The 13082-nt window shown below is 60.5% G+C and carries 8 protein-coding genes; 4 read left to right on the top strand and 4 right to left on the bottom strand.

Going from position 1 to position 13082, the window contains the following annotated elements; translation table 11 throughout:
* Positions 1 to 431: 431 nt before the first annotated feature.
* A complete protein-coding gene (locus V8352_RS16170) occupies positions 432 to 2996 on the bottom strand; it encodes a VWA domain-containing protein (RefSeq protein ID WP_336425340.1) in 2565 nt (854 codons plus the stop codon).
* A 960-nt stretch (positions 2997 to 3956) separates the two neighbouring features.
* Between V8352_RS16170 and V8352_RS16175 the strand changes: the two genes are divergently transcribed.
* Positions 3957 to 4502 carry a YaeQ family protein gene (locus V8352_RS16175; protein ID WP_336425382.1) on the top strand — a complete coding sequence of 182 codons (546 nt, stop codon included), beginning with the start codon at positions 3957 to 3959 and terminating at the stop codon, positions 4500 to 4502.
* A gap of 102 nt (positions 4503 to 4604) precedes the next feature.
* Here the strand turns inward: V8352_RS16175 and gdhA are convergent, their stop codons facing one another.
* On the bottom strand, positions 4605 to 5963 hold the full coding sequence (gene gdhA, locus V8352_RS16180; protein WP_336425341.1) for an NADP-specific glutamate dehydrogenase: 1359 nt from the start codon (positions 5961 to 5963) through the stop codon (positions 4605 to 4607).
* Between the two features lie 188 nt (positions 5964 to 6151).
* On the opposite strand from gdhA, the gene V8352_RS16185 reads away from it, so the two are divergent.
* Complete coding sequence (locus tag V8352_RS16185; RefSeq protein WP_336425342.1) at positions 6152 to 8623, top strand: NAD-dependent epimerase/dehydratase family protein; 2472 nt, start codon at positions 6152 to 6154, stop codon at positions 8621 to 8623.
* Positions 8624 to 8815: 192 nt separating this feature from the next.
* The gene (locus V8352_RS16190) at positions 8816 to 10651 is read left to right on the top strand and encodes an acetyl-CoA hydrolase/transferase C-terminal domain-containing protein (protein ID WP_336425343.1); all 1836 of its coding nucleotides are present in this window, start codon (positions 8816 to 8818) and stop codon (positions 10649 to 10651) included.
* A gap of 99 nt (positions 10652 to 10750) precedes the next feature.
* On the opposite strand, the gene V8352_RS16195 is transcribed toward V8352_RS16190, so the two are convergent.
* On the bottom strand, positions 10751 to 10954 hold the full coding sequence (locus V8352_RS16195; protein ID WP_336425344.1) for a dodecin family protein: 204 nt from the start codon (positions 10952 to 10954) through the stop codon (positions 10751 to 10753).
* Between the two features lie 333 nt (positions 10955 to 11287).
* On the opposite strand from V8352_RS16195, the gene V8352_RS16200 reads away from it, so the two are divergent.
* Entirely contained in the window at positions 11288 to 11875 is a 588-nt protein-coding gene (locus V8352_RS16200) for an antibiotic biosynthesis monooxygenase family protein (protein ID WP_336425345.1), read from the top strand.
* A 144-nt stretch (positions 11876 to 12019) separates the two neighbouring features.
* On the opposite strand, the gene V8352_RS16205 is transcribed toward V8352_RS16200, so the two are convergent.
* Positions 12020 to 12940, bottom strand: coding sequence for an isoaspartyl peptidase/L-asparaginase family protein (locus V8352_RS16205; RefSeq protein WP_336425383.1), 921 nt, complete (start codon positions 12938 to 12940; stop codon positions 12020 to 12022).
* Positions 12941 to 13082 lie beyond the last annotated feature (142 nt).

Consider the following 13082-nt stretch of genomic DNA (forward strand, 5'->3'; position numbering starts at 1 on the left):
CGATGGCTGAGGTCTCCGCGTCGGACGCGCCTACCGAAGGCACGAAATATGGGAGCGGCTCAAGCACCGGTGCGCCCGACTACCCACACGGAACGAGAAGGGACCATAATTTTTCGGCAAAATGGGTGAGGAAACACCGGTGAAAAGGACACGTCTCCAGAAGGCGCAGATTATTGGCGCCTTGCGGCAGCACGCTGCGGCCCGTCGATTTCAAAAATCAGACAGCTGGAACTATTCGAGGAAAATGCAGGACACCGGGCGCATCTCAGACGCGTGCCATCCTGAAACGCAGACATCACGGCTACGGAAGTGAGACGCGGGCTAGCAGATGCGCTCAGCCGGTTAAAAGCAGGCTTATTTGCCCAAGCAGACATCGATTGACCCAAGCGCAAACCAGCCGCTTTTCCCGTTATTTCCGCGATGCTCACACGTCATTTCACCTCAATGACGTGACGCGCCAGAACCTCTTGATTGGCAACGTCGAGGAAGCGGAGCTCGTAGCTCCCCGGCGCGTCCGGCAGGGTCATGGCAATCGGCGCGTCGCCTTCAATTCTGACGGCCGTAATCCAAGTGAAGATCGCCTGATTGGCCTTGGCCAACGTGATGCGCTGATCGCCGCTTTCGCGCGCTGTGGTCCAGCTCACGTCAATGGTTGCCCCGGCCGAAGCATTTTCCGGCGCCTCGATGGCGGCGCCGTTTTGCAGGGCGGCGTCCTCTGCGAGAACCTCGATCGCGTGGCGGGCCAAGGTGCGGCGCCCCTCATCCAGGACGTAGCGGATTTCGTATAGACCCGCGTCGTCCGGGGCGCGCAATTCATCTTCGGTGCTCTCCTGCACACGGAAGTATCCCTCGTGCTGGCCTTCTTCCGTACCCATGGGAACAATCGTGACAAAATCGCGGCCCGCCACTGCGCCGGTCCAACTGACCTTGATCGCGTCGCCCGCACGGATCTTGTCCGGCGCAGTAACTGTCACCTCCGGCTCCGTCACCTCAATGGGCTGCGAGGCCAGCGTGCGGCGGCCCTCATCCAGCACATAGCGCACCTCGTAGAGGCCCGTTTCAGCTGGCGCGCGCAACGCGTCCTCGCTCTTGTCACCCACGCGGACATAGTTGCCATGGTCGCCCTCATCCGTGCCCACAGGCACGATGGTGACGAAATCCCGACCCGACACCGTTCCGGTCCAGGAGACATCAAAGACCGACCCGGCAAGCGCCGTATCCGGCGCGGTGACCGTCACCTCCGGCTCGATCACTTCGATGGGCCGCGAGGCCAGCGTGCGGCGGCCCTCGTCCAGCACATAGCGCACCTCGTAGAGGCCCGTTTCGGCCGGTGCCCGCAACGCGTCCTCGCTTTTGTCACCCACGCGGACATAGTTGCCATGGTCGCCCTCATCCGTGCCCACCGGCACGATGGTGACGAAATCCCGACCCGACACCGTTCCGGTCCAGGAGACATCGAAGGCCGACCCGGCAAGCGCCGTGTCCGGCGCGGTGACCGTCACCTCCGGCTCGGTTACCTCGATGGGCTGCGAGGCCAGCGTGCGGCGGCCCTCATCCAGCACATAGCGCACCTCGTAGAGGCCCGTTTCGGCCGGTGCCCGCAACGCGTCCTCGCTTTTGTCACCCACGCGGACATAGTTGCCATGGTCGCCCTCATCCGTGCCCACCGGCACGATGGTGACGAAATCCCGACCCGACACCGTTCCGGTCCAGGAGACATCGAAGGCCGACCCGGCAAGCGCCGTGTCCGGCGCGGTGACCGTCACCTCCGGCTCGGTTACCTCGATGGGCTGCGAGGCCAGCGTGCGGCGGCCCTCATCCAGCACATAGCGCACCTCGTAGAGGCCCGTTTCGGCCGGTGCCCGCAACGCGTCCTCGCTTTTGTCACCCACGCGGACATAGTTGCCATGGTCGCCCTCATCCGTGCCCACCGGCACGATGGTGACGAAATCCCGACCCGACACCGTTCCGGTCCAGGAGACATCGAAGGCCGACCCGGCAAGCGCCGTGTCCGGCGCGGTGACCGTCACCTCCGGCTCGGTTACCTCGATGGGCTGCGAGGCCAGCGTGCGGCGGCCCTCATCCAGCACATAGCGCACCTCGTAGAGGCCCGTTTCGGCCGGTGCCCGCAACGCGTCCTCGCTTTTGTCACCCACGCGGACATAGTTGCCATGGTCGCCCTCATCCGTGCCCACCGGCACGATGGTGACGAAATCCCGACCCGACACCGTTCCGGTCCAGGAGACATCGAAGGCCGACCCGGCAAGCGCCGTGTCCGGCGCGGTAACCGTCACGTCATACTGCTGCTCCGGTTCTGGCTCTGGCTCCGGTTCTGGCTCGGACTGCACGACTGCAGAGCCGACGGCCGTCAGCGCATCGCCCAGCTCGTCCGCGTTGTCCGCCGAAATGTAACGGCCGCCGGTGCGCTCGGCGATGCACGACAGCGCGCTGGCATCTGCATCGCCAAGCCCAAAGCCGACCACATGGGCGGTGAACCCGATCCCACGCGCCTCCAGCGTTTCGGCCAGAGCACAGAGATCACGTTCGCAACTCTCCAGACCATCCGAGATCAGGATCACCGTGGCCGGCGTATCCGTGTAGGACAATGACGTCGCGGCCTCTTCGACCGCGCTGGTCAACGGGGTCTTGCCGGTCGGGGTGATCGCCCCGATCCGCTCAAGAATCCGGCCACGGGTATCCGGACCGGGCGTAACAAGCGTTTCGATGTCGGAACAATCGCCGCGGTTTCGATGTCCATAGGCCATCAAACCCACCTGCCTGCTGTCAGTCCAATCCCCCAGCAGGTTTTCCATGACGCCGCGTGCGATCTCGATCTTGGCTGTGCCGTCGATCTGGCCCCACATGGAGTTCGAGCCATCGAAGACGATCATGACGTTCTCATCAGCAGTCTCATCAGCGGTTGCCGTCCCGGGAACGGCGCAGGCCAAGCCCCCAGCCAACGCCATGGCGATTGTTTGCACGACAGTCTTTTTCATTTCCTCACCCTTCGCTTGTCATACACCGCCCTGAGCGCGGCTTGCCCCCCGTCTCGCGCCTCAGGGCGCTATTCCGTTGCTGAGAGGGCCTGTAACGGCTCCATTGGCCTCGAGCGCCGTGGCGGCACCGGTCATCCAGTCTGAAGGGCCAAGGCGCCCTGCCCTACGCTTTGGCCCTCGGCTTGGCCCAGGAGTATGAAGGCATCCATGATACGATGCCTGCCACCCGGCCCTGGCAACCGAATTCGGCCCCTCGTCAGGAGCGCATCCCACGACCTGCCAGGTATCCAGCCCGTGGCCATCCCTCTGTGCCAGCAATGCTAGCCGAGCCAAGGACGAGGGCGATGCGATCACGGATTTCACAATGATTAAAGCCATCAGCAAGCCTTATGCGTTTGATTTCTCGAGTAGGGTTTGGCGGTGTTTGGCACCCTCCAAGGTTCGGACTCCTCACTCGATGTAGATCCCAGTTTGCCGGCTGAAACTGATCGGCATCTGGACTGTGTCGCGGGCATCCGCCCCAAGTCAAGGCATGGGCGCAATTATTCTTTACGCAACGTCAATGATCCAGCGCAGAATTCACTCGGTGCTCAGGCGGGCCCGGTTTACTCCGGCCGAAGTTCATAGAGGTTGCGTTCGGGCGCGAGGAGGAGCAATCGCGCGGGCTCAGGCTCAATCAGACGACGCTGAGCCTCGAAGGGGGAATGGACTTCTATCTGTTGGCGCCTCTGGCGGCGTCAGACGCGTCATCGTCTGTGCGGGACTGGATGCTCAAAGCGGCGCACAAAGGAAGCATAGCCGGTCTGTCGCAGTCAGTGGCGACCCAGCTCGCCGCACAGATATAGTGTCAGCTTCGTCCCGCATCCTGTGAATTTCGCCGTGGTCGTCGCCTTTTTATCTGCTTTCATAAGGTCACCAGACGCAGTAGGCATCCCAATCTTTGAAGATTTGGGACAAGTCATGGCGCAAAATGCCACCATTTATAAAGTCGAGCTATCAGTCTCTGACATGGATCGTCACTACTATGAGACCCATAAACTGACCCTTGCGAAGCACCCCTCAGAGACGAATGAACGGCTTATGGTGCGCATTGTCGCTTTTGCACTGAATGCCCATGAGCATTTGGAAATGACGAAGGGCCTTTCAACGGATGACGAGCCCGACATATGGCAGAAAAGCCTGAGCGGCGAGCTTGATGTGTGGGTGGCCCTGGGGCTTCCCAGCGAGAAGGTGTTGCGTCAATCCTGTGCAAAAGCCGACAAGGTGATTGTCTATCCTTACGGAGGCAAGGTTGCCGAAATGTGGTGGGACAAGGTCAAAAACAACACCACCCGGTTTGACAATCTTCAGGTGATTAATTTTTCCGAGAAAGACACAGGCGAACTGGCAAAATTGGTAAGCCGTGCGATGAAGCTTCAGGTCAATATTCAGGATGGCGAAGTGATGGTCGGTGTCGGTGACAGCATTGTTTACGTAACCCCGCTAAAATGGAAAAGTGCTGCATAATCAAAGCGCGGGCCTTGGGTCGAAATTGCTCGAAGGCCCAGTTGTCTCCGCAGGTCTGCTTCCACGGCAAGCGCCCGACATTCTCGCCTGTGCAAACCCGCGTCATAGAACGCCATGATCGAGCAAGGCTTCTGCTACGCGGCGATACGCGGCCCGGTTTGCAGCACGGCGGTAGTCGATGCCGGGCCCGCGCGTCTGATCGGTCGCGGCCTCGTCGCGGACGGTTTTATGAACCCGCACCATGATATCCCGCAAGGTATCGTCCACTTCGCTGGCGGAAAGGGGCCGGAATGTTGCGTTCTGCGACATTTCCAACCCAGAGACGGCAACGCCGCCGGCATTGGCGATTTTGCCCGGCGCATAGCGCATGCTGCTGTCACGGACGAGTTTCTGGGCATCACTCGTCAGGGGCATGTTTGCCCCCTCTGCCAGAAAGCCGCATCCAGCGGCCACGATAGCGCGTGCGTCGCCTTCGCCCACCTCATTCTGTGTTGCGCAGGGAAGCGCCACATCGCATTCGATCCCCCATGGCGTGCCGCCCGGATGGTACTTGAGCCCCAGATCCTTCGGCGGCTCGGAAATCGTTTCCTTCATCGCCTTGCGTGCTTCGATCCAGTCCAGAGCGGCATTGGTCATGCCATCCGGCGCCTCCAAAAGGCCGCTCGTGTCAGACAGGCTGACCACCCGCGCGCCCAAGGCGCAAGCCTTTCGCGCCGCGTGCATCGCAACGTTGCCCATTCCGGAAATGACGATACGCTTTCCCTGCACATCCTCGCCTGCCGCGTCCAGCATGGCACACAAGAAATAGATCAACCCATAGCCTGTCGCTTCAACTCGGAGCTGGCTGCCACCGATGCACAGGGATTTGCCAGTGATCACACCTGCGAAATCGAGGTTGTGCTTTTTCCAAGCCGAAAAGAGGTGCCCGATCTCTCGCGTGCCGACGCCGATATCGCCGGCCGGGATGTCCCGCGAGGGTCCGATGTGGTATTGTAGCTCGGCCATGAAAGCGTGACAAAAACGCATGATCTCGCGCTCGGTGTGGTCCTTCGGCTCAAAATCCGAACCGCCCTTGGCCCCGCCAAGATTGAGGCCTGTCAGCGCATTCTTGAAGGTCTGCTCGAAACCCAAGAATTTCAGCACCGAGGGCGTCACCGTCGAAGCGAAGCGAAGGCCACCCTTGTATGGCCCGACAGCATTTGAGTGCTGCACGCGCCATCCACGATTGATTTGTACGTTTCCAGCGTCATCAGGCCAAGTGATCCGAAATTGAATCATGCGATCAGGCTCCGCCAAACGCGCAAGGATCTTGGCTGCCGCATAATCGGCATTCGCTTTCTCGACAGTGATGACGTCCCGCGCAATCTCTTCCACGGCCTGTAAAAACAGATCTTCACCGGGATTCTTTTCCCGGATTTCGGCCATGAATGTTTCGGTCAATACCTCGCTGCGGTCGGTCATGTTTCCCTCTTCAGACTGTATCGCGGTTTGATTTAGGCCTTTGTCCTGAAGAGCCAAGCACTGCGATGTTCCGAGACAGCGGGTCTTGAACCCGGTCGGTTTTGCCTGGCTTGGGGCTCCACATGCGGGAACAAATTGGCGCATGTGGAGTTTCTGCTACTCACAAGCGCGCGAAGGGACACGAGTTGATGCCTCAACCCGATACTGCACCTGTTGTTGCCATTACCGGAGCGGCTGGCGCGATCGGATCCGAACTCGCCAAGCGCCTGCAAGGCGATTTCACCGTGGTGGGGCTGGACCTCGAGGGTGCCGAAGACCCCTTTGAGATTTTCGCCTGTGACATCACCGACAAGACTTCGGTCGAGGATGCCATGGCGCAATTTCGCGAAGTGCATGGCGAAAAGATTGCGGCGTTCGTCCATCTGGCCGCATATTTCGACTTTTCGGGAAAGGAAAACGAACTTTACCAGACAGTAAATGTGGATGGCACGCGGCATATCCTGCAAAGCTTACAAAACTTCAAGGTCGAGCGTTTCATCTATTCGTCGACGATGCTGGTTCACCAGGCCGCGCGCCCCGGCGAGCGAATTGATGAAACGTCGCCTATTGCGCCTGGATGGGCCTATCCGCAGTCCAAGGCGGATGCGGAATCCGCAATATCCCAAGAACGCGGCAATATCCCCACGCTCATCTTGCGGCTGGCCGGCCTCTACGACGAGGACACGGCGGTGCCGACACTGTCGCATCAAATCGCGCGGATCCATTCCAGCGGCATGAAGAGCCATCTTCACGCGGGCGATCCCGATGCCGGGCAAGCGTTCATTCATCTTGATGACATGATGCGGCTGTTTCGCGCTGCCATCGACCGGCGCGCCGACTTGGAACAGAACGAGGTCATCCTTGCCGGCGAAGAAGAAGCAGTCAGCTATAAACGGCTTCAGGACGCCATCGGCGAAGAGATCCATGGCCGCGAGGAATGGGCGACACTGACGCTGCCGAAACCTGTTGCGCGGTTGGGGGCCAAGGCCGAGGTCATGGCCGAGCCGGTCGTGCCCGATGATCTGGACAAGGGCGAAAAACCTTTTCTGAGACCCTTCATGATTGACCAGTCGTCGGACCACTTTGCGCTGGACATCGGGCGCGCCCGACATCTGCTGGACTGGGAGCCGGAGCACTTCATCCTCGATAGCCTGCCCGAGATGATTGATCGATTGAAGGCTGATCCGGTCGCTTGGTATCAGCGCAATGGCGTGACGGCCCCGCGGGAACTGGAGGCCTCGCACGAGGTCACAGGCGATCCTCAGGCGCTGCGCGAGCGCCATCTCTCCCGCACCCACTCCGAGCATCTGGAGAACCGCTGGGTCTACCTGCTTTGCGCCGCCCTTGGCAGCTGGCTTTTGGTATCCCCTCCGATTTTCGGCTACAGTTCGGGGTGGCTGATCGGCCTCAGCGTCCTCTGCGGCGTCTTGATCATGGCGCTTGGCGTGTTGGCAGTGGGCTTTCAGGCACAGCTTGCCAGATGGCTGCTTGCCGGGGTCGGCGTGATCGTCATGGCGTCACCGGTCCTGCTTTGGGCCTCGACGATGGGAAGCTACATCAACAATTTTCTCGTGGGCTCTCTGGTCACCGGCCTCGCCTTGGGATTGAAGCCGACACCGGGTGTGTCCGAAGCCGCCGCCGAAACCGGCCCTGACAAACCGCCCGGCTGGACCTTCAACCCCTCCGCATGGCTGCAACGCGTGCCTGTCATCCTGCTGGCCTTTGTCGGTCTCTACGTGTCGCTTTACCTGTGCGCCTACCAACTGGGACTGATCGACAGTGTGTGGGAGCCATTCTTCGAAGGCAGCGCCAGTGATCCGAAGAACGGCACCGAGGAGATCATAACATCCGCCGTGTCCGAAGCCTGGCCCGTGCCGGATGCCGGGCTTGGCGCGATCACCTACATGCTCGAGATTATCGTCGGGCTCATCGGGTCGGTTCGCCGCTGGCGCACCATGCCATGGCTGGTCCTGCTGTTCGGCATCATGATTGTCCCGCTGGGCGCGGTTTCGATCACATTCATCATCATTCAGCCCCTTGTCATTGGAACATGGTCGACACTGGCCTTGATCGCGGCGGTCGCAATGCTGATCCAGATCCCCTATTCGCTGGACGAGTTGGTGGCGAGCATCGAGTATCTCTGGCGCCGCTGGAAAAAAGGCGATCCGATCCTGTGGGTCTTCTTCCGTGGTGGCACGGATGAGGGCGATGAGGAAAAGACGCCCGATGAATTCCGACGCCCGATCGCTGAAATCCTCATGGACATCTGGCAGGGAGGCGTCAGCCTGCCTTGGAACTTGGCGCTTTGCCTGCTGATTGGAGTATGGTTGATGTTCACCCGCCTGACACTGGGCACAGAAGGTGCGCTGGCCAATGCAGACCATTTGATCGGGGCGCTCGCGGTGACGGTTACGGTGATCGCCACCGCCGACATAGGCCGGATCGTTCGGTTTCTCAACGTGCCGTTGGGACTGGCCGCCTGCCTGACGCCGCTCATTCTGGGTGGAAACGTCATGCAGATTCTGCTGGGTATCGTAAGCGGGCTGGCATTGATAGCGCTCTGCATTCCACGCGGTCAGCTACGGCAGAGCTACGGCAAATCAGAGCGCATCGTAATCTGAGATCGGGCAATTGCCCCCAAACCTGCACCAAAGAAGAAAGGAAGACGGTGATACCTTGCCGAGCGCACATATCGGCCCCTCAAGATAAACCTCAGATCGACAGGGCATGGCGTCGACTTTCTGGGTCGCCAAGGTTGCGAAAGTCCGCTCAGCCCCACTTCAAAGCTGGACGCGCACAGCGCCCCGCAAACGATGGCAGGGTTTCTGAACATGCGGCGATATGATGACGCCCAAACCATCGTCCGCCAGATCGTGGACCGCACGCAAGGCGAGATCCGGCTGGCACTTCCATTGGGACTGGGCAAACCCGTCAGCCTGCTCAACGCACTCGTGCAGGCGGCCTGCGATGACAGAAACATATCGCTCAAGATCTTTACCGCCCTGACGCTGGAGCGTCCCACCCCGGCCTCGGAGGTCGAGCGACGGTTTATGGAGCCTGCAATGGACCGGCTCTTTGGCGCCTACCCCGAAATTCTCTACGCTCGGTTGATACGCGACGGGGACCTGCCCGCGAACATCGAGGTCTCAGAATTTTTCATGCTGGCCGGGCGCTGGCTGGGCGTGGAGGCGGCACAGCAAGCCTATATCTCGGCCAATTACACCCACGCGCGCGATGTTCTGATGCGCCTGAAGCCCAACGTTCTGATGCAACTGGTGGCCGAGGAAGAGGGGCACTTCAGCCTATCGTCCAACACTGATATTTCAGCCGATCTCTTCCGTTTTCGCGCGCGTGGCGACGCCAATTTTATCGCCGTGTTCGAAACCAATCCTCGAATGCCCTTCATGGAGGGGCCGGGGGCCACACTAAGCGCGGAGGAGGTCGAGATGGTTCTCGACCCGCCCGAGCCATTCGAGCTGTTCTCGAGTCCGCGCCCGCCCCTGAAACTGACAGACCATGCCATCGGCCTGCACGTCGCGCGCCTCATCGTCGATGGTGGAACGCTGCAGATCGGGATCGGTGCCGCAGGCGATAGCGTGGCCCATGCGCTTTTGCTGCGGCATCGCGGCGAGGCGGCCACCATCCAGGCCGACTGCCCGTTTCACATCGCCCATGATGCTGGAGGGAGCTTTAATACCGGGCTCTATGCCGTCACCGAAATGCTGGTCGGTGGGTTGATGGAATTGTTCGATGCGGGCGTCGTCCGGCGCGAGGTGGACGGCATAGCCATACACGCAGGCTTCTTTGTCGAGACACGAGACATCTACGCCAAACTGCGCAGCTTACCTGCCGAGCAGCGCACCAGGATTGCAATGATGCCAGTCAGTTTCACCAATGCGCTCTACGGTGACGAAGAGGGCAAGCGCGCGGCGCGCAAGGATGCACGTTTCGTGAACAGCGCCATGAAGGTGTCGGCGTTGGGCGACGTGATGTCTGACTGTCTGGGGGATGGTCAGGTCGTCAGCGGGGTTGGCGGCCAGTTCAATTTCGTCGAGCAGGCATTTGCCCTTGAGGGAGGGCGGTCGATCATTACCCTCCCCGCGACCCGCATGAGTCGCGGCAAGCTCGAGAGCAACATCCTGTGGGATCTGCCCGCAGTGACCGTTCCGCGCCATATGCGTGATATCGTGGTGACAGAATACGGCATCGCCGATCTACGCGGCCTCTCTGACGCGCAGGTCATCATCGCACTGCTGAATATAGCCGACAGCAGATTTCAGGATGAACTGATGGAGAAGGCCAAGGCAGCAGGCAAATTGCCGAAGAGCCATGCGATAGCCAAAGCCTACAGCCAGAACCTGCCGGAATTGGTCGCGCAGTGGCTGAAGCCGCATCGTGCGAAGCTGCCTGATTTTCCGTTCGGCACTGATTTTGACGAAATCGAACAGATCCTTTTGCCCGCCTTGAGCGAGATCAATAACCAATCAGCCACGCTATCCGGCAAGGCAAGGCTGCTGGCCGCGTCACTGACAAAGCCGCCACATCCTCGCGAAGACGAGGCCCTGACACGTATGGGCTATGATCGAAGTCGCGGACTAACGGCGCGTATCTTGCGCGGGGGCCTCAGGCGCGTTGCTCTTGAAAGATAGCGCAGGGCTTGGCGCCGTTGGTCTTTGCCCTTTCGATCAGAGCCGCAAGACCAAAGCGCCAAGTGAATAGAGGTCACGGCGTTGGGCTATGACTTCGATTCAGTCATCCAGAACGAACGTCACGACGAGATTGACCTTGAAGTCAGTAATCTGGCCGTTTTCGATCATTACGTTCTGGTCTTTCACCCACGCGCTTGTCATTCCGCGAAGCGTTTTTGACGCACGCTCGATACCGCGCTTGGTCGCATCATCGAAGCTGTCCGGTGAGGTGGCAGAAATTTCTGTAACACGTGCAATTGACATGTTGCTCTCCTTTCTGGTTGTTTCCCATGGAGAACAAAAGACCGACTTAAATGTTCCGTTCTGCGCAAAAAATGAAGTCAGCAGACCTGACAAAGCGCGGGCGTTGATTATCACTGAGAACTGGCTTGGCAACGACAGCATCGGCAGGTGACCACAATGCCCTTGATGGAAACACAAGCCCCTCGCTGGTCCGGTATCTCAGCATATCGTGCCTGCCTGGCGTGTCTTGATTTCAAACCAAGATGTCGGCAGTTTCGCGGCTGATACCTTTGCGGATGAAGATGATACGGCTGGCCTGGCTAGATGCCAGAGCCGAGAGGAAGGAGTTAAGCCATGCATGCGGTGTTTTTCGAGGTGCGCCCTCACCCCGGCCATCTCAAACACTATTTCGAGCATGTCGACCGGTTACGCCCCGTGCTCGCGCACCATACCGGCCTTGCGTTTCTGGACCGCTATGCCTCGCTTGAAGATGCCGATCTGCTGCTATCGCACCAGCTGTGGGACAGTGAGGAGGCGATCGTCGGCTGGCGCGCCGACGCCACACACCGCAGGTCGCAAGCGGCGGGGCGGAAAGTTCACTTCGCCGATTATCGCATCCGCGTAGGTGAAAGAGTCATCCATTGGCAGTCAGGCACCCGCGAAACACTCGCCCGTTCAGAGACGGGCTCGGACGGGATACATGTCGTGGCGCTATACGGCACGGAGCGACTGGACGCTCCGGGTTTTTCGTCTTTCGAAAGCGTGAATCAACACGGCAAATTCATTGCACTCGCCACATTCGATGGGCTTTCAGCAGCCAAAACGGCGCTGAAAGCTCAGGCGGGGATGTCAGGACTGGACGAAGCGGCGGCTTACAGTATCCGCCGCGATTACGGTCAGTTCGAACGTGCGCAGGCGCCAGGACAAACGAATTCAGAATAAACCAGCCATGTGGACGTCATTCATCCAGAGCGGAGGATGCCAGCGCCCGGCGTGACCGACACGTCGACCCGAGGTTCGCCGCCAGGACTGGTGTTCTGGTTCGCGGGTCGAGGTGTCTAGAGGCCGAGGGCTGAGGTCAGAGCGTCAGTAAATCGCGATCGAGCGTTCGAGACCTTCGAGGGCCCAGCCGCGATACATGCCCTCGCAGTTGAAGGGCGCGGCGACGCGCCCAGCCGCATCGACCGCAACCAATCCGCCAGAGCCGTTCAGGGTTGCAAGCTCTTCCCGGACGACATGGTCGGCGGCCTCGGTCAGCGTCTCGCCGGCAAGGCGCATCCGGGCGTCGATCTCGTGCGCGACGCAAAGGCGGATGAAGGCTTCGCCGTCCCCGGTGGCCGAGACGGCGCAGGTGCGATCGTCGGCGAAGGTTCCGGCCCCGATCAGGGGGCTGTCGCCAACTCTGCCAGGGCGTTTGGCGGTCATGCCTCCGGTCGACGTCGCTGCGGCCAGCCCGCCCGCACGGTCTCGCGCCACAGCGCCCACCGTGCCGTGGCGGCGCGCCGGGTCGTCGTCCAGCGTGCCGGCCGCCTCCATACGCAATGTCTCCTGCAAGGCATCATAACGCTCTTGGGTAAAGAAGTAGTCGGCAGGCATTTCCTCGATCCCGGCCTCGCGGCCCACACCAAGCGCGCCTTCGCCGATCATCAGCACATGTTCGGTCCGCTCCATGACACAGCGGGCCAGCTTGACCGGATTGCGGGGGCCCAAGACCCCGGCCACGCAGCCCGCGCGCCGGTCGCGTCCGTTCATGATCGCGGCATCCATCTCGTGACTGCCGTCATGCGTAAAGACGGCACCGCGACCCGCGTTGAACAGCGGCTCATCTTCCAGAACGCATACGGCCGCGGTGACCGCATCCATGGCGGTTCCATCCGCTGCCAGAACGGCCTCTCCGGCGCTCAAGGCTCGGTCGAGCGCCGCGCGCAGCTCGGCTTCACGCGCAGGGGTCATGCGGTCGGACGGGATGACACCGGCGCCGCCGTGGATTGCCAGAGTATAGCCGATGGAAGCCTCCTGCGGTTTTTATCCCGGCCAGTCCCCGAGAAACCAAGGTAAACGGGTGCCAGAATGTCATATCTAGTGGCAGGACAACACCATTACGTCAATATGCTGATGGGGGTATCGGCTTTACATCGCTTGGTGATAG

This window comes from Roseovarius sp. D0-M9, assembly GCF_037083805.1.
Classification (GTDB): Bacteria; Pseudomonadota; Alphaproteobacteria; order Rhodobacterales; family Rhodobacteraceae; genus Roseovarius.

Excerpts from the sequence above, each read along its gene's own strand:
- gdhA (WP_336425341.1), bottom strand. The coding sequence starts at position 5,963 with ATGACCGACCGCAGCGAGGTATTGACCGAAACATTCATGGCCGAAATC.
- V8352_RS16190 (WP_336425343.1), top strand. The coding sequence starts at position 8,816 with ATGGCAGGGTTTCTGAACATGCGGCGATATGATGACGCCCAAACCATC.
- V8352_RS16185 (WP_336425342.1), top strand. The coding sequence starts at position 6,152 with ATGCCTCAACCCGATACTGCACCTGTTGTTGCCATTACCGGAGCGGCT.
- V8352_RS16170 (WP_336425340.1), bottom strand. The coding sequence starts at position 2,996 with ATGAAAAAGACTGTCGTGCAAACAATCGCCATGGCGTTGGCTGGGGGC.
- V8352_RS16175 (WP_336425382.1), top strand. The coding sequence starts at position 3,957 with ATGGCGCAAAATGCCACCATTTATAAAGTCGAGCTATCAGTCTCTGAC.
- V8352_RS16200 (WP_336425345.1), top strand. The coding sequence starts at position 11,288 with ATGCATGCGGTGTTTTTCGAGGTGCGCCCTCACCCCGGCCATCTCAAA.
- V8352_RS16195 (WP_336425344.1), bottom strand. The coding sequence starts at position 10,954 with ATGTCAATTGCACGTGTTACAGAAATTTCTGCCACCTCACCGGACAGC.